We start from the raw sequence: 17620 nt of genomic DNA, 5'->3' as shown, positions 1-17620 counted from the left end.
CAGGTAAAATTCAATTTCGCCCTTGGGTGTATTGACCGTGATACCCTTGCTTTAAATACTGGGCTTTGTAATTACCATTGATGTGAACCAAAGTGCCTTTTAAACGATCGAGATAGTACTCTTGTCTTTTGTTGCCGTGTTTGAATTCGAGCGTAGCACCATCGAAAGAAAAATGAGTACTGATAAGATCGCCATTCCAATACACACCTTCATTGGCTACTTTGAGTCGGTTTGCAGAATAACTCGCAACATTGGCTTCGCGCCAAGTACCCAGTAATTCTTTACGGGCCTGCTTACTTTGGTGGTCAACAATGGAATGAACCCCAATACCAATCATTACCACGCCGCACAATCCTAGCACCATGACGGCGATGCCTAAAGGTTTGGTCCAAAAGCTACTGCTGCTCATCGTACTGCTGTCCCAAGTTATACTGAATTCGAACACGACTGGCGTTCCCCTAACCCTAAAGTTTAGTGGAACAAATGAATAATTAACAAATTTATTAATAATAGAAAGTAAAATGATCTATTGAGGTTTCACCCCGGATAAATGATGCGGCTTACCACCTGACAGAGTTAAATTTAAAAGCGTGTTTAAACATACAAATATGCTTCTAAGGTCAATTTTTGCTAGACTGCGCCTTCAATTTCATCGAGGATCACTGTATGGATTGCCGATTAGGCTGTGGAGCCTGTTGTATCGCGCCGAGTATTTCTTCTCCCATACCGGGTATGCCAAATGGCAAACCTGCGGGAACTCGCTGTATTCAACTCAATAAAGATAATTTATGTAACTTGTTTGGCCGTCCAGAGCGACCTAAAGTTTGCCATGAATTTAAGCCTTGCCCTGTTGTTTGTGGCACAACTAATCAAGAAGCCATCAACAACATTACCCAGCTTGAAGCACTTACCTAAAAAAGCCGCTTGTTTCCAAGCGGCTTTTTAATGTCTTATAACCCGAGAACCACACCCGCAACGGCTGCGCTCATTAAGTTAGCTAACACACCTGCTGCAATGGCCTTAAAGCCGTATTTTGAAATAAAGCTCCGACGCTCAGGCACTAAACTACCCAACCCACCGATCAGCATGGCCATAGTTGAAATGTTCGCAAAGCCACACAAAGCAAAAATAACAATTGCCTGTGAATGTTCACTCAGTTGGTCTTGTACTTCCATTAATTGGATAAATGCCACAAACTCATTAACCACGACTTTAGTACCAATAAGCGATCCTGCTGTGATGACTTCATTCCATGGAATACCTAAGAGCCAAGCAATCGGCGCAAATAAGTAGCCAAGCACAAGCTCAAAGCTCAGCTCCATTCCTATAAGGCCGCCAAACCAACCCAAGATACCATTGAGCATCGCGATGACACTCACAAACGCAAGTAGAGTTGCGCCTACTGCCACAGCAATTTTAAGTCCTGACATGGCTCCATCTGCCATCGCCTCAACCACATTAGTCGCGCGTGGCAAGTCGACATTTTCAAGCTCCATATCTGGGCTAATTTGCTGAGTTTCGGGCACCAAGATTTTAGCCATCAACAAACCTGCTGGCGCAGACATAAATGCCGCTGCGATAAGAAAATTAAGATCCACGCCCAAAGATGCGTAGCCAACCAAAGTACCACCAGCAACAGAAGCAAGGCCACCTGTCATCACAGCAAAAAACTGCGAGTCTGACATATAACGCAAGTAGGGTTTAACAACCAAAGGCGCTTCAATCATACCTACAAAAATATTGGCTGTTGCAGACAGCGATTCTGCGCGGCCAATAGACAAAAGCCTTTGCAGCCCACCACCAATAATATTGATCACTTTCGGCATTAGGCCAATATGGTAAAGCCCTGAAATAAGGGCAGAGAAAAAGATAATTATGCACAAGACATTAATGGCAAATGTAAAACCACCCGTTGCAAGGCCACCAAACAGAAAAGCAATTCCTTCCTGTCCGTAGTTAATTAGATTAGATACCGCTTGGGTCACACTATTAAGTGCTTCTTTACCTGCGGGTACATACAGCACTAATAATGCAAAAGTGACCTGAAGAACAAAGGCCAGTGACACAGTTCTAAGGTTTATATTTTTTCTATCAGTAGACAAAAGCCAAGCGATAGCAAGGATGGCGAAGATTCCTAGGATCGAGTTCATAACAATATCCGACGAAAGAGTACAGAGAATGGCGCCGGATGATATTGAGTAAAATATAAGATGCAAACTCGAGATGTTAATACTCAGATTTTGCGAAATATCAAAAAACCTAACACTTAAATTAACTGTTTGTTTTATATAAAGATAAACGTTTGCCTCTTGGCTTTATTTTCCATATGGAAAATATGTTTATCTAAATAAGGATAATAATATCACTATGAACGATGGATATAAGGGAGTAATTGTTCATCCCAATAACAGGGAGAACCTATCTTATGTTTGATAAAATCGATCACGGCGGTGATCTTGGGAGACAAATGACGGCGGCTCGGATAAACCGCGTAAAATGGCATGTTTTGATTAGGTGTCCAATCAGGAAGCAGCTGGATAAGCTTGCCCTGTTTAAACTCATCACCAATGAGATAAGTGGCTAGGTATGCCACTCCCCAACCAGCTACGGCGGCATCTCGAACCGCACTGGCCAAATCAACCGAATAATTTCCTGATACCTTAACGGTAAGCTGTTCACTCTGTTTGGAAAACAGCCAAGAGGTGTAATCTCTTTCCCAGCTTCGATAGATAATACAGTTATGGTCAACCAAATCATTAGGGTGTATTGGGCTCGTATGCTTAATCAAATATTCAGGCGAAGCGGCCACGACAAACTGACTGTCAGCCAACCGCTGCGCAACATAACCTTCTGGTAAGATTTCATTGTTAGTGATCCAGAGGTCTAACCCGTCTTGGAGCATGTCTATCCGATTATCGAATAGGTGTAACTCAACTTGTAAATTAGGATGCTGAATACGCAGTTCGTCAATAGTGGGGAGTATATGAAGTGTCGCAAAAGATTGAGACAGGCCAATTCTAATCAAACCCGCAACCTCATCCTTTTGCACCTCGACTTCCTGTTGAGCATCAGTGACCGCTTGCAATACTTTCTGACAATGGAGGAAAAACTGCTCGCCTTCGGCTGTTGGGGTGAAGGTTCTCGTCGTACGTTGAACAAGTTTTACGCCTAACGAATCCTCCAACAAAGCAAGCTGCTTACTGACATGAGAAACAGAAAAACCAAGGCTTTTTGCTGCTTGAGTAAAATTTTTATGCGTCAATAGTGTTGCAAACACTATCATCTGCGCGGCGCGATCGGCTAACACGAAGTCCCCAAAATTGAAAAAGGAGCCCTAAAGAGCTCCTGCATTAACATCTAAAGCACAATTCTATCAGCGAGATGACTCACCGCCAAAGCAAAATAATACGATCGATTCCACTTCATCAGTACGTTGTAGTTATTGTAAACCAAGTAAACACGCCCATTTGCATCATCTGGCGCGATCAACCATGCCTTGATATCCTCATCTAATTTAGGTAATGGCCGTCCGTCATAGCGAGTCACCCCAAGTCGGCTCCATTCCTGTAAATACTTCCCTTTCTCTTCACTGCGCCCTTGAATACTGGTGTCAAAACCTTTGGGCAGCTTAACTTGACGCCCCCAAGTGTGCTCATTTGTCCAGCCAAATTGGCTCAAATAATTAGCCGCAGAAGCGAATACATCTGCTTCATTCTCCCAAATATCTTTCTTACCATCTCCACTACCATCAGCAGCATAAGAAAGGAAAGAACTTGGCATAAACTGGCACTGACCCATAGCGCCTGCCCATGAGCCTTTCATATCTTCCGGCTTAATATGCCCTTCATCTAAAATCGTCAGTGCAGCCATGGTTTCTTTGCGGAAAAACTCCTCTCGGCGGCCGTCATAAGCCATGGTCGATAAGGCATCAATCACACTGTAGTTACCAGTAAAGGTGCCAAAGTTACTCTCGATACCCCAAAGCGCGACGATAAAACGAGGCTGAACACCATATTGTTCACCTACCTTATAGAGCGATTTTTTGTGTTTCTCATACAGCTCTTTCGCTTGTTTGACTTTCCAATCTGGCACCGCTTTGGGAATGTATTCATCCAAGGTTAAGCGCTTTTCTGGTTGGTTACGGTCAGCAGTCACCGCCCGAGGTTTGTATGCCACATTCGCAAAGGCAGCATTAATCGTCTGCTCCGAGATGCCTTTGCTTCGCGCTTCATTTTTTAACCCTTCGACGTATTGTTCAAAACTCTGATCGCTTGCCCATACTGAACTTGCAATCGTCGCACCTAGTATGACTGACAATAATTTCTTCACATTGCCCTCCTTGAGCAACATTATGATTCGCCGGCAACTTCCCTATTATAGATGAGAGAAATTAGTCTGGTTGTCGGCGCGCCTTTTGTTGTTTGTATTCATCTAGTAGATTCTTTGGCGGCGGTGGCACTTGAAGAAAAAAGCCATCATCTTTAAGAGACTGAGTCACTTTATCGATATCGACTTGAGCCAACTCTCGTCCGTCCAAATTCACCATCATTACCATGGTAGGTTTGCCAAACATTTGCATCAATGTGTCAGGGACTTGTGAAAAATCCCCTTTCTTTGGAAGATATAAATATGCGCCTTCTTTTTTAGAACTTTTGTAAATTGCACAAAGCATGAAAAGCCTTTTTCTATTTGAATGTATATAACGTCAATGTTTCGCTAATTTTGAGAGCAAAACAACCAATTGAGCACAAGAGTTCTTGCTGTGCTTTGTGCGGGAATATAACATGATACCCCTAGTCTCAGGCAACGCCCTAAGAGGTCCTCAAATAAGATGTCGAATTCACCCGATCTGAAAGGAAGTAGCTTTACTCTATCAGTTTTACACCTTTCTGATAACCATGTAGAAAATACAATTCGGTTTCTCAGCGATAAGGTCGAGCAAGCTCCGGCTTTTTTTGCGCAGGCACCTGTTGTCATTAACATTTCAAAAGTGGCAGGCGATATTGATTTTCCACGGCTCAAAAATGGCATTGCCCAAGCAGGTATGATTCCAGTAGGCGTGACTGGCTGCCGAGACAAACGTACACAAAACTTCGCATCTGACGCTGAGTTTGCGATTATGTCCGCCAGTAAGTCGCCTTCTCAAGCGCCCGCAACTATGGCGCCAACCAAAATCGTCCGTACGCCAGTACGCTCAGGCCAACAAATTTATGCCAAAGACAGTGATTTAGTGGTGTTAAGTCATGTCAGCGAAGGAGCGGAAGTCATTGCAGATGGTTCAATCCATATTCATGGCACATTGCGTGGCCGCGCCATTGCAGGCGCTAGCGGTAATACAGGCGCTGTCATCATCTGCGACAAACTTAATGCTGAATTGATGTCAATAGCTGGCCACTATTGGCTCACAGAGCAGTTCGCAGACGAATATTGGCAAAAAAAAGTTATGTTCAGTTTAGAAAACGACTCGCTTAAATTCGAGTCGTTAACAGTTTAAGAAAATAAGGAACAAATAATGGCACGCATTATTGTTGTCACATCAGGTAAAGGTGGTGTAGGCAAAACTACATCAAGCGCTGCAATTGCTTCGGGTCTCGCTCTGAAAGGTAAAAAAACCGCGGTTATCGATTTTGATATCGGTCTTAGAAATCTAGATTTAATTATGGGCTGCGAGCGCCGCGTAGTTTACGATTTTGTTAATGTAATTAATGGTGAAGCCACTCTCAATCAAGCGCTCATCAAGGACAAACGCACCGATAATTTGTTTATCCTACCTGCTTCTCAAACTCGTGATAAAGACGCGTTAACCAAAGACGGAGTCCGCCGTGTATTTGATGAACTCGATGAAATGGGCTTTGACTTTATCATTTGTGACTCTCCTGCGGGTATAGAGCAAGGTGCCTTGATGGCACTCTATTTTGCAGACGAAGCCATTGTCACAACCAACCCTGAAGTCTCTTCTGTGCGAGATTCAGACCGGATTCTGGGTATTCTTGACTCTAAATCTCGCCGCGCTGAAGAAGGGCTGGAGCCTGTGAAGCAGCACCTTCTGCTAACTCGCTATAACCCTGCACGAGTGACGCAAGGTGATATGTTGAGTGTCGAAGATGTAGAAGAAATTCTGCATATCTCTCTGCTTGGGGTGATTCCAGAAAGCCAAGCGGTGCTTAACGCTTCAAACAAAGGTGTACCTGTCATATTCGATAATGAGACAGACGCAGGAATGGCCTATGATGATACTGTAGAGCGCCTATTAGGCTCTCAGATCGACTTCCGCTTTTTAACTGAGCAGAAGAAAGGTATCTTCAAGCGACTATTTGGAGGCTAAATGTCATTACTTGAATTTTTCCGACCACAGAAGAAAACTTCTGCCAATTTAGCCAAAGAGCGCTTGCAGATTATTGTCGCGGAGCGTCGCAGTCAAGGTGACCCAGCACCGTCCTACTTACCGCAACTTAAAGAAGATATTCTAAAAGTCATTGCGAAATACGTTGCCATTGATCCATCCATGGTCGATTTATCTTTTGAGCATAAAGACGATGATATTTCCGTCCTAGAGCTCAACGTCAAGCTCCCAGAAGAGGAAAAATAATCATAGGGGTTAGCATTAGTGCTAACCCTTTATTTTGTCTTCCAAGTAATTGTCTAAAGCCCAAAAACTGAATTACTTCAGTTACTTTAGCTCTAACCCCGTTCTATTGCTTACATACTCTCCCCAGATAATTCCAAAGTTTTCATTACTAACTTGAGATTTCTTTCGTCTAGGATTAGTGCAACAAACGTTAAATATATCACTTAAAGACACTGGAATACTTTCAATGAGCAATAGCACATTAGCTAGCCTTAGGCTTAGTTTGCATAAGATAGGTGCAACTATAAACACTAAAGAAAAAAACCGTGATTTACTGGTAAAGAATATCTCAAAAATTGAAAAGGATATTGCTACCGCGAAGACTCTGCTTAGAGATTATAAATCAATTTGTAAAGTTAGAGATGATATTAAAGATTATCAAGGTACAGTAAGGCTAAAAAAGGTTAACGGTAATTGGGAGTTTCGCGGCGAGAGCAAAAGTAGATTTAAGAATAACGACACATGTATGAGACTTCTTCACGGTAAACGACATACAAAAGAGGCAGAACAAGCTCGAAAGAATCTTACTTCTGCATTTGAACACTGGGGATATGGAAAGCTAGAAACTATTAACTCATCTAAAATTGACGATCTCATCGAACAAAAGAGAGAAAATTTTGACAAATTTAGCAAAGCCCCAGCGATACTCGAAGCTAAAAAACAAGATATTGAAAAAGGCTTAGAAACAATAAACCAGGAAATCTCAACGCTAAAGAAAGATCTAAATAAGATAGAAGGTACACGCAAAGGCTTAACCGCTATTTATGGAACAAACGTCGGTGCAAAAGAAATAAACAATCGTATTAGGAAACAATTTGGCCTGCGGCTAGAAACTAAGCTCGCCCCAGCCTCCTCAGTTCGAGGCGAAGCACATGCTGAATGGAACAGAAGCCACAAAGACTCCCCATACATTATGGCGTCACAAGAAGACTTAAATTATGCTGTCAGCGCCTTAAAAAAAGGTCCTGACACTGTATTAGAATTCATGTTTGATGTTCAGAAGAGAGAGCAAGGCACTCAATACCGAGGGACCATGTATAACCCACATTCAGGAATCGGAACCATAAAAAGAGGTGAGCAGTTCCAAATAGGCTTCATTATGTCATGCAACACTACAAAAGGGATAACTGACAGATACACTTCTACTGGTAAAGGCAAGTATCATTCGAGCGACGACCCTGCGAATAAAGGTCAGTTACGAGCCAGGTATATCATAGAAGGTAAACCTTTCAACATAGGCGCAGGTGATACAGAAGAAAATGAACGCAACTATAAGCCTGGTACCCAATTTATTCTTATGAAAGAACCTTATAACCAGAATGGAGTTACCTGCTTTGAGCTTAAAGAAGCATCTACTACTAAAAAAAACATAGCTACAGTTTATAGATAAACCATTATAAAGCAACGACATTTACTTCTATATCAAGGCTAATTGATTATCAATTAGCCTTTTTTAAATTTTAACAAGCAAAGATTGCCCACAGTTAACAAGTCTGTTAGCTTAGAGCCATGAACACTAAAACTACTCCAGCCAACTACAGCGCTTTAACCACAAGCATGATGATGAACATGCCTTCACAGCGAATGCTGCGAGGGATGGTCTGCGTGTTCTAAGTTTATCAATCACTGCATCACCATTCCCTAATACACGGTTGGGAAGGTGGTAAAACCAAGTGATATCTGGCCTCTCTTTTCAACCTTAGCATTGAAAAACAAGGAGATCGGCCAATGAATACTAACTACAGTTTTAACCTAAATTTATCTAAATCTTCAAAAACAAAGTTTATTACGACCCCGATATTTTACGCCAACGGAGAGCCACACTTAGGGCACGCCTACACTGGCATTATCGCTGATATTTGATAAAGAGTGCATTGGTTTCATCAACCAGGTCATTCCAGTGCTCGAGAACATTATTAACGCTTATCAAACTCGTGATCTTCACCGAGTGGCCAAAGAGATAAATTGGGTACTGGCCGAGCTAAATGGTTTCTTCCACCAAAGAGCACCGTGGCTGGTTAACAAAGAGCAACCCGAAGTCAAAGCGAAACAAACCTGCCTAGTGGTAAGTAATCTTGTGCGCGAGCTTGTTTGGCTGCTCTCGCCCATCACACCAGAGCTTTGTCAGGACATCATTGAGGAAAAAGGTACCCCCTCATCATCTCTCTTTGAGCGTCAAGCTTTGATCTTAAAAGATGCAGTGGCACTTTGTGCTAAAAGTCACTGGCAAAAGGTATAGATGATAAAAAGCCCCAGACTTTAATCTGGGGCTTGCTTTTTACCGTTAATTAGGTTGGTTCGTGCTAGCGAACACCTATCTCATATTTCATAACCCATACCTACTTATGCGTTAGTTTTGCTTTTTTTCGCTTTAGGCGCTGCCTTTTGGTCGGCTTTTTTCTTAATTACCGTTGTACCTTCGAAGGTTTCACCTTCAACAAAAGCTTTACCATAGTAAGAATCTAGCAATACCGCTTTAAGCTCACTGATCAACGGGTAACGAGGGTTAGCACCAGTACATTGGTCATCAAATGCTTCAACCGCAAGCTCGTCAAGTTTGGCCACAAAGTCGGCTTCAGCTACCCCTGCTGCCTGAATAGACATTGGGATATCTAGGTTTACTTTTAGCTCATCCAACCAAGCCAGTAAACGCTCTATCTTCTGAGCAGTGCGGTCGGCCTCTTGGCTCAAACCTAGGTGATCGGCCACCTCTGCATAACGGCGACGTGCTTGTGGTCGGTCGTATTGAGAGAAAGCGGTCTGCTTGGTTGGGTTATCGTTCGCGTTGTAACGTACCACGTTAGAAATCAGTAGTGCGTTAGCCAAACCATGTGGCAAGTGGAACTCAGCTCCAATTTTGTGTGCCATTGAGTGACAAACCCCTAAGAAGGCATTCGCAAAAGCAATACCTGCAATGGTTGCAGCGTTATGCACTTTCTCACGAGCAATAGGATCATTAGCACCATTTGCATAGCTTGATGGCAGATATTCTTTGAGCATCTTAAGTGCTTGCAGTGCTTGACCATCTGAATATTCGTTGGCCAGAACAGACACATAAGCTTCTAAAGCGTGAGTCACCGCATCATAACCACCAAACGCAGTAAGCGATTTAGGCATATTCATGACTAGGTTAGCATCTACGATTGCCATATTTGGCGTAATTTCGTAATCCGCTAGTGGGTACTTAGCGCCTGTTTTATCGTCAGTTACCACCGCAAACGGTGTGACTTCTGAACCTGTACCAGACGTTGTGGTGATACAAACAAGCTCGGCTTTTTGACCCATTTTAGGGAACTTGTAGATACGCTTACGAATGTCCATAAAGCGCATAGCAAGCTCTTCAAAGTGTGTATCTGGGTGTTCATACATTACCCACATGATCTTCGCCGCGTCCATTGGTGAACCACCACCGAGTGCGATAATGGTGTCTGGCTGGAAGCCCTTCATGGCTTCAGCGCCTTTCTCTACCACAGATAACGTAGGGTCCGCTTCTACATCGAAGAAAGTTTGCACTTCCATTCCTTGTGCTTTCAATAGGCTAACGACATCATCCGCGTAACCATTGTTAAATAGGAAACGGTCTGTGACTAGGAAAGCACGTTTTTTACCTTCTAAATCACCCAAGGCAATAGGAAGGCTACCGCGACGGAAATAGATAGACTTAGGTAGTTTATGCCACAACATGTTTTCAGCTCGCTTAGCTACAGTTTTCTTGTTGATTAAGTGCTTAGGACCGACATTCTCAGAAATAGAGTTACCACCCCAAGAACCACAGCCTAACGTTAAAGAAGGCGCAACATTGAAGTTGTATAAGTCACCAATACCACCGTGAGTCGTCGGGATGTTGATCAAAATACGCGCCGTTTTCAGCTTGTCACCAAAATAGCGGATACGATCTGCATTAGTGTCTTGGTTGGTGTATAGACCAGATGTATGACCAATACCGCCAATCTCAACCATAGTCACAGCCTGAGCAACCGCATCTTCGAAGTTATCTGCACGGAATAGACCTAACGTTGGCGAGAGCTTCTCGTGAACAAAAGCATCGTCATAAGACACCTTACCTAAGCCTTCGCCGACAAGTACTTTGGTATCTGCTGGAACAGAAACACCGGCCATTTCAGCAATCGCAGGAGCAGGCTGGCCAACAATCTTAGCATTCAACGCACCTTCGATAAGAAGAACGCTGCGTACTTTCTCTGCTTCGGCTTTGGTTAATACATAAGCTTTGTGAGAGGCAAAGCGCGCTTTCACTTCGTCGTATACTTCATCAACCACAATCGCTGCTTGCTCTGATGCACAAACAACACCGTTATCAAACGTTTTAGACATTAATATAGATGCCACAGCGCGTTTAATATCAGCGGTTTCATCAATAACCACTGGTACATTACCCGCACCCACACCAATCGCAGGCTTACCAGAAGAATAGGCAGCTTTCACCATACCTGGGCCGCCCGTTGCAAGAATAAGCGCAATGTCATCATGCTTCATCAAACCGTTCGACAGTTCCACTGATGGCTGGTCAATCCAACCAATAATGTCTTTTGGAGCACCGGCAGCTACTGCCGCATCTAAAACGAGTTTAGCCGCGTCATTGGTTGAGTTTTTCGCACGTGGATGAGGAGAAAATATGATGCCGTTGCGAGTTTTAAGAGAGATGAGTGATTTGAATATAGCAGTCGAAGTTGGGTTAGTGGTTGGCACAATACCACAGATAATGCCGACTGGTTCAGCAATAGTCATAGTACCAAGGTTGTCATCTTGTTCAAGAATACCGCAGGTTTTTTCATCCTTGTATTTGTTGTAGATAAACTCAGAAGCAAAATGGTTTTTGATCACCTTGTCTTCAACGATGCCCATACCAGATTCTTCCACCGCTTGTTGCGCCAGCGGGATACGTGCTTGGTTTGCTGCTAGAGAAGCTGCACGAAAAATCTTGTCGACTTGTTCCTGAGAGTATGTTGCGAACTCTTGCTGCGCTTTCTTCACGCGTGCGACCATTGCATTGAGTTCGGCCATATTAGTGACAGGCATAGGGAATCTCCTAAAATTAACAAATTATAAAAACTTTTTATTAACAACACTTAGCACGCATAAACTGCTTAACATCGCTTTTCTTTGTTAGTAAATAGCTTTCACGACTGATTATATTATTTCAGGTGGTGAAAAAAATTGACTCAGATCAGTTCAGAAATAGTCTTTGATGACTTACTTAGCAACAAGGTAAAAAATAGCGTTTAACCAAACACTTGTAGATAATCGGATCATGCGAGAAAGTACATAAATCATTCAGTGCATCATTAATTTAGCTGATCTCTAGCCAAGGGGTTGTAAAAAAATTTCAATTTCAAAAGTGCTAGTTACATGTAACTCATTATTGTCGTGCAACAGACAGAGATTTCAGGGCCGAATATAAATGCGGCAATGATGGAAGCTGTGACAAGAAATGTACAAAATGTTAAAACCTGTATAAAGGCAAATCAGCGCTAAAAAGACCAAGAAGGCACCTAGGTCGATATTTTTGCCAATAATTAGCTTTTTTCACTCGTGGACAAATGAAATTTCAACTATATTCCGCATGTTACAGATAGTTAACTTCTCTTATGCTTAGGCTCAGACAATGCAGACATTCGAATTCGCGATTTTTTTACAATTCTTTTTAGGCCTAGTCGCCGCAGTGAACCCTGTTGGCATCATGCCGGTTTTTGTCTCTCTGACGGGTCATATGACGGCAGAGGAAAAACACAAAACCGCCACCACAGCAAACTTTGCCGTGGCCATCATTTTGATCATATCGTTATTAGCAGGCCAGCTACTACTTGATATGTTCAGCATTTCTCTTGACTCATTTCGCGTTGCTGGGGGCCTCTTGTTACTCAGCATCGCGTTTTCCATGATGAGTGGTAAGTTGGGTGAGGATAAACAAAACAAACAAGAAAAGTCGGAGTACGTTAGCCGCGAGCAAATCGGAGTCGTCCCACTAGCCATGCCTCTTATGGCTGGACCTGGTGCAATCAGCTCCACCATAGTGTATGGCGCTCGCTACCCCACTGCCATTGACACTGTAGGTATCAGTATTACCGTCGGTTTATTTTGTTTTTGCTCATGGCTACTGTTTCGCTCTGCACCACTGATCGTTCGATTTTTAGGACAAACTGGCATTAACGTTATCACCCGTATTATGGGTCTGATCCTTGGTGCTTTAGGTATTGAATTTATTGCTAACGGACTGCGAAACCTATTCCCCGGGTTGGCTTGATGAAACTGATAAAGGTATGATTGATGCTATTGATTAAAAGGTAGCTCTCTCATGCCGCGTCACGCATTAAAACACTATTTATATATCATCATTTTCGGCACTCACACTAAAGCTGGACGTGCCTTTGATATTGCTCTGATTGTCGCCATATTTTCCTCTCTTGCTGTGCTTGTCCTAGAGTCTGTGCCAAGCATTGCCTCCCCATGGAAGATGGAGCTGCGATATTTAGAGTATGCCTTCACTGCCTTATTTAGTATCGAATATCTCCTCAGGCTATATTGCTCACCAAAGCCTAGCGCTTATGCGAAAAGTTTTTATGGCGTGGTTGATTTACTGGCTATTTTGCCCACTTATCTTGCCTTTTTCTTCCCCGGGGCATCATTTATGGGTGTGATTCGCTTGCTGCGGGTAATGCGAATCTTCAGGGTGTTAAAACTGGTCCGCTACCTACAAGATTCAAATATCTTGCTGCGCTCTCTTTTAATGGCGCGCAGAAAAATCCTGATCTTTTTCAGCACAGTCGGAATACTCGTTACCATTTTTGGCTCACTGATATTTGTTATTGAAGGGCCAGCCAATGGGTTCACCAGTATCCCCAAAAGTATTTATTGGGCGATTGTCACTATTACCACTGTTGGTTATGGCGATATTGTACCTCAGACACATCTGGGTAAAGCTTTGGCCTCTCTCACCATGTTATTGGGCTACTCAATTCTTGCCGTTCCAACTGGTATTATCACAGCAGAATTAAACAAAGAGATGAACGCTCATAAAACTTTGGTTAAGTGCCCTAATTGCAGCCGAGCGGGACACGACTCAGATGCAATCCATTGCAAGCATTGCGGCGGTGAACTTGCAGAACCAGACAAGCGAATAGTTAACCAATAAAAAAAGGCTGATAAATATCAACCCTGATAGTTTTTTAGTACTTAGGCTTTCTCTGCCAATATAATTCTTAGTGTGCGACGTAAAGGCTCTGCTGCACCCCAAAGCAATTGATCGCCCACGGTAAAGGCATTGAGGAAGTCATCTCCCATCGCCATTTTACGCAATCGACCCACAGGGATAGATAAAGTACCCGTCACTTTTGCTGGAGTTAACTCTTGAGCAGTGATATCACGCTCATTTGGAATTACTTTTACCCAATCGTTATGGGTCGCAATCATTTCCTCGATCTCGTCCATAGGAAGATTTTGCTTCAGTTTGATAGTCAGCGCCTGTGAGTGGCAGCGCATCGCCCCGATACGAACACAAGTGCCATCAATAGGCACTGGAGAATCTTGGAAACCGAGAATTTTGTTCGCTTCAACGCCAGCTTTCCATTCTTCTTTGCTTTGGCCATTATCACGCTTAACATCAATCCAAGGGATAAGAGAACCAGCCAATGGCACACCAAACTTATCGGTCGGGAAAGACTCACAGCGCATGGTGTCAGCCACGCGTTTATCAATGTCGAGAATGGAACTTGATGGGTTGGCAAGCTCGGAGCTGACTGAATCATTGATTACACCCATTTGAGAAATAAGCTCGCGCATATTCTGAGCACCTGCGCCAGAAGCCGCTTGATAGGTCATCACGCTGGTCCATTCCACCAAGCCTTTCTCAAACAGTCCACCTAAACCCATTAGCATCAAACTCACAGTACAGTTACCACCAACAAAGGTATTAGTGCCTTGATGAATACCTTGTTGGATCTGGGTGTAGTTAACTGGGTCTAATGTGATGATTGAATCTGACGCCATACGTAAGGTTGAAGCGGCATCAATCCAATACCCTTTCCAACCCGCTTTTTTGAGCTCAGGATACACTTTCTCTGTGTAACTCCCACCTTGACACGTCACAACAGCATCAAGCTGCTTTAGGCTGTCAATATCATAGGCATCTTGCAGTAAACCTGAGTCTGAACCGAGCTGACGATCCGAAAACACAGGAGCGGGAATACCAACTTGAGATGTGCTGTAAAATACCGGCTCAATATGGTCAAAATCGTTTTCTTCAACCATGCGTTGCATGAGTACTGAACCAACCATGCCGCGCCAACCGACTAAACCTACTCTCATTTCTCAACTCTCCGTGTGCAATATTAATTTAGGAAACGATTCAATACTTCAACTTTCTAAGCAAAATCTCAAGAGAAATTTGATTTATTTGTGTCTATTTTTCTGACTTTATAGGCTGTGGCGATCATAAAGAACATTCTTCGAACTCAAATCCAAAAGCGAAAGCAATCACCACTCAGCCAAAAAACACAAAAATAAAACCAAAATGAAACAAACATTTTACATTTAATAATAAAAACAATAAGGGTTTACAATATATTTAACCAAATGAAAATGTCTTGGTAGATTTAAATCACATCGGAGTAGTATTTATTCGAAATATTATTCTAGCTAATGTAAAGTGCTCGCCTACTAAAAATGAGTAAGTACTCTCAATACGTTCCCAAATAACTCACAAGGAACCTATGAGACATAATACATATAAGAGGATCTGCATGACGCAACTCACTCCCCGCTTACCCAGTCTAATGCAAGTGATCATTGCATTAGGTCTATTCTTGCTGATGGCTTTTTCATTCACAGCCCAACTCGACTTGCCGATTCAGTTGGCTCTTTACATAGGTTGGTTCGTGATCATGGTGCTCGGCGTAAGGCTTGGCCACCAATATAAAGATCTTGAAAAAGCAGCACTCAATGGTATTTCCAACGGTCTTGGCGCTGTCTTAATCCTTCTTGCTGTAGGGGCTTTGGTCGGCACTTGGATTTCAGGTGGTATTGTCCCCACCATTATCTACTATGGCCTTAAAGCAATTCATCCTTCCATCTTCCTGCTAGCAACTATGGTTATCTGTTCGCTAACTGCATTAGCGACTGGTACATCTTGGGGCGCAGCAGGAACCGCTGGTATTGCTATGATGGGTATAGGTCAAGGTTTAGGTGTACCTGCGCCTATTACCGCAGGTGCTGTTCTATCTGGCTGCTACTTTGGCGATAAAATGTCACCATTGTCAGATTCGGTTATCCTGGCGTCGTCCATGTCGAACGTTGAAGTGATGGAACATATTAAAGGTATGCTGCCTATCGCGCTTATCAGCTACATCATCACTGGCATCATGTTTACTGTATTTGGTTTCCACTACGCCGGTAATGTAGACATGACGCAAGTTCAGTCTGTTATCGAAGCAATGGACAATCAATTTTACATTACTCCTTATTCGTTCGTTCCTGTTGTCATAGTGCTTGGCTTACTAGCCATGCGTATGCCTTCTTTCCCAGTGATCAGTTTTGGCTCTCTACTTGGGATAATATGGGCTGTCATGATCCAAGATGTAGACTTCTTACAAGCCTTTAATACTGCCTGGGCCCCTTTCCACATTGAATCTGGTGTCGGTTTCATTGATTCCATCTTAAACCGAGGCGGCATGTCTTCAATGCTTGGCTCTGTAGCTGTGATTGTCTTTGGTCTCGGCTTTGGTGGCTTACTAGATAAAGTCGGCGTGCTAGAAACCATTGCTAAGCTTTTCGAGCGCAGAGTACAAAGCGCAGGTTCACTGGCAACCAGCACCATAGGAACGGCCTTCCTTGGTAACGTATTTGGCTCAGCTATGTATGTCTCTTTGATCCTAACACCGAAAATTTGTGCCAAAAACTATGACCGCCTAGGATTCAAGCGTAAAAATCTATCCAGAAACGCCGAATTTGGTGGCACCCTGACCTCTGGTATGGTGCCTTGGAGTGACAATGGTATCTACATGGCGAGTATCCTTGGCGTCGCGACCCTATCTTATGCTCCATTCATGTGGCTAAGCTTTGTGTGTATTTTGGTTACCATAGTGACCTCATACATGGGCTGGTTTATTGATAAATGTGAGCCGACAGCGACGGCTAACCACACCAATGACAGCGGCGAATTAGTCAAGCAAAGCGCTTAACACCCTATAACCAGATAAGTGCTATCAGGCATTTATCTGGTTCTTTAACTCCCCTCCCCCCTTTTTTATCCACTCAGCTTATTAAATAATTTCAATCATCTACCCACATGATATAGGCTTATAGAGTGCGTCTTTCTCATACTATATTTGTGCATAACGACTATGTTCTGACACTCAAATAAGGCCATCATGCATATTCTCGATCGATTAAACGTGTATCTATTTCATCGTAATAAAAGCCTAAATGCGCGCAGCTTAAATTATAAAATGCAGGGCTGGTCGAGCAAGAAGGAACAGATAATACGATTCAAAGCTATCGCCAACAGCGCCGATTTCTCAAATAAACGAGTGTTGGATTTAGGATGTGGATTAGGTGAGCTGTACGACTACCTCAGCCAAGATAAACACTTAGCTTTTTACCTAGGCATTGATCAACATTGGCCATTTCTAAAACGAGCAAAAAAACGTATTGGATCTGCTCAGTGCCGTTTTCGGCTCGCTGATATTAGCCACACACCATTGCCTAAACTTGATATTATTATCGCCAGTGGTTCACTTAACTATCAGTCGCGTCAAAATGATTACCTAGAGCGTATGATTACCCGTATGTATGCAGCGGCCAAAGAAGTCGTCATCTTTAACTTGCTCAATAAGGATGTATTTCTTAAACCAACCTTGCTCAAAGCGTATGACAAAAACGACGTACTCTCCTTTTGCCACACAATCACGCCCAAGGTAAGGTTGATTGATGACTATTCAACAGGTGATTTCACTATTGTATTGGAGAAAAGCTAGACTC

General features: G+C 43.1%; 18 protein-coding genes. 11 read left to right on the top strand and 7 right to left on the bottom strand.

Going from position 1 to position 17620, the window contains the following annotated elements; genetic code table 11:
- Positions 1-10: 10 nt before the first annotated feature.
- Complete coding sequence (locus DPF90_RS14685) at positions 11-409, bottom strand: DUF2850 domain-containing protein (protein WP_114787089.1); 399 nt, start codon at positions 407-409, stop codon at positions 11-13.
- A 257-nt stretch (positions 410-666) separates the two neighbouring features.
- On the opposite strand from DPF90_RS14685, the gene DPF90_RS14680 reads away from it, so the two are divergent.
- The gene (locus tag DPF90_RS14680; RefSeq protein ID WP_114787088.1) at positions 667-915 is read left to right on the top strand and encodes a YkgJ family cysteine cluster protein; all 249 of its coding nucleotides are present in this window, start codon (positions 667-669) and stop codon (positions 913-915) included.
- A gap of 35 nt (positions 916-950) precedes the next feature.
- Here DPF90_RS14680 and DPF90_RS14675 read toward each other — a convergent pair whose 3' ends face one another.
- The 4 genes from DPF90_RS14675 to DPF90_RS14660 all read right to left on the bottom strand — a co-directional run bounded on the left by DPF90_RS14675 (position 951) and on the right by DPF90_RS14660 (position 4672).
- Positions 951-2150: a NupC/NupG family nucleoside CNT transporter gene (locus tag DPF90_RS14675; protein WP_114787087.1), complete on the bottom strand. Its 1200-nt coding sequence runs from the start codon at positions 2148-2150 to the stop codon at positions 951-953.
- Positions 2151-2365: 215 nt separating this feature from the next.
- A complete protein-coding gene (locus DPF90_RS14670; protein WP_114787086.1) occupies positions 2366-3307 on the bottom strand; it encodes a LysR family transcriptional regulator in 942 nt (313 codons plus the stop codon).
- A 50-nt stretch (positions 3308-3357) separates the two neighbouring features.
- Positions 3358-4329 carry a lytic murein transglycosylase gene (locus DPF90_RS14665; protein WP_114787085.1) on the bottom strand — a complete coding sequence of 324 codons (972 nt, stop codon included), beginning with the start codon at positions 4327-4329 and terminating at the stop codon, positions 3358-3360.
- A gap of 61 nt (positions 4330-4390) precedes the next feature.
- Positions 4391-4672 carry a YcgL domain-containing protein gene (locus DPF90_RS14660; protein WP_114787084.1) on the bottom strand — a complete coding sequence of 94 codons (282 nt, stop codon included), beginning with the start codon at positions 4670-4672 and terminating at the stop codon, positions 4391-4393.
- Between the two features lie 159 nt (positions 4673-4831).
- On the opposite strand from DPF90_RS14660, the gene minC reads away from it, so the two are divergent.
- The 6 genes from minC (at position 4832) to DPF90_RS14630 (ending at position 8867) form a co-directional block, all read left to right on the top strand.
- Positions 4832-5494: a septum site-determining protein MinC gene (minC, locus tag DPF90_RS14655; RefSeq protein ID WP_114787083.1), complete on the top strand. Its 663-nt coding sequence runs from the start codon at positions 4832-4834 to the stop codon at positions 5492-5494.
- A gap of 18 nt (positions 5495-5512) precedes the next feature.
- Complete coding sequence (minD, locus tag DPF90_RS14650) at positions 5513-6325, top strand: septum site-determining protein MinD (RefSeq protein ID WP_114787082.1); 813 nt, start codon at positions 5513-5515, stop codon at positions 6323-6325.
- On the top strand, positions 6326-6589 hold the full coding sequence (minE, locus tag DPF90_RS14645; protein WP_114787081.1) for a cell division topological specificity factor MinE: 264 nt from the start codon (positions 6326-6328) through the stop codon (positions 6587-6589). It begins immediately after the preceding gene.
- A 226-nt stretch (positions 6590-6815) separates the two neighbouring features.
- A complete protein-coding gene (locus tag DPF90_RS14640) occupies positions 6816-8018 on the top strand; it encodes a hypothetical protein (RefSeq protein ID WP_114787080.1) in 1203 nt (400 codons plus the stop codon).
- A 338-nt stretch (positions 8019-8356) separates the two neighbouring features.
- Positions 8357-8491 (top strand): class I tRNA ligase family protein, encoded by a 135-nt coding sequence (locus DPF90_RS20630; protein WP_114787079.1) that lies wholly within the window; start codon positions 8357-8359, stop codon positions 8489-8491.
- Between the two features lie 37 nt (positions 8492-8528).
- The gene (locus DPF90_RS14630) at positions 8529-8867 is read left to right on the top strand and encodes a hypothetical protein (RefSeq protein WP_114787078.1); all 339 of its coding nucleotides are present in this window, start codon (positions 8529-8531) and stop codon (positions 8865-8867) included.
- Positions 8868-8971: 104 nt separating this feature from the next.
- Here the strand turns inward: DPF90_RS14630 and adhE are convergent, their stop codons facing one another.
- The gene (adhE, locus tag DPF90_RS14625) at positions 8972-11665 is read right to left on the bottom strand and encodes a bifunctional acetaldehyde-CoA/alcohol dehydrogenase (RefSeq protein WP_114787077.1); all 2694 of its coding nucleotides are present in this window, start codon (positions 11663-11665) and stop codon (positions 8972-8974) included.
- Positions 11666-12251: 586 nt separating this feature from the next.
- Here adhE and DPF90_RS14620 point away from each other — a divergent pair.
- Positions 12252-12890: a YchE family NAAT transporter gene (locus DPF90_RS14620; protein WP_114787076.1), complete on the top strand. Its 639-nt coding sequence runs from the start codon at positions 12252-12254 to the stop codon at positions 12888-12890.
- Positions 12891-12941: 51 nt separating this feature from the next.
- Complete coding sequence (locus DPF90_RS14615) at positions 12942-13778, top strand: ion transporter (RefSeq protein ID WP_114787075.1); 837 nt, start codon at positions 12942-12944, stop codon at positions 13776-13778.
- A gap of 41 nt (positions 13779-13819) precedes the next feature.
- Here the strand turns inward: DPF90_RS14615 and asd are convergent, their stop codons facing one another.
- Entirely contained in the window at positions 13820-14950 is a 1131-nt protein-coding gene (gene asd / locus DPF90_RS14610; RefSeq protein WP_114787074.1) for an aspartate-semialdehyde dehydrogenase, read from the bottom strand.
- A 434-nt stretch (positions 14951-15384) separates the two neighbouring features.
- On the opposite strand from asd, the gene nhaC reads away from it, so the two are divergent.
- Positions 15385-16821 (top strand): Na+/H+ antiporter NhaC, encoded by a 1437-nt coding sequence (gene nhaC, locus DPF90_RS14605; RefSeq protein ID WP_114787073.1) that lies wholly within the window; start codon positions 15385-15387, stop codon positions 16819-16821.
- 189 nt (positions 16822-17010) lie between these two features.
- On the top strand, positions 17011-17616 hold the full coding sequence (locus DPF90_RS14600; protein ID WP_240314526.1) for a class I SAM-dependent methyltransferase: 606 nt from the start codon (positions 17011-17013) through the stop codon (positions 17614-17616).
- Positions 17617-17620: the final 4 nt, after the last annotated feature.

The sequence above is a fragment of the Vibrio tetraodonis genome (genome assembly GCF_003350295.1).
In the GTDB taxonomy this organism is placed as follows: domain Bacteria; phylum Pseudomonadota; class Gammaproteobacteria; order Enterobacterales; family Vibrionaceae; genus Vibrio; species Vibrio tetraodonis.
The sequence above is the reverse complement of the archived record's forward strand: the minus strand, read 5'-3'. Positions and strand labels throughout refer to the sequence as shown.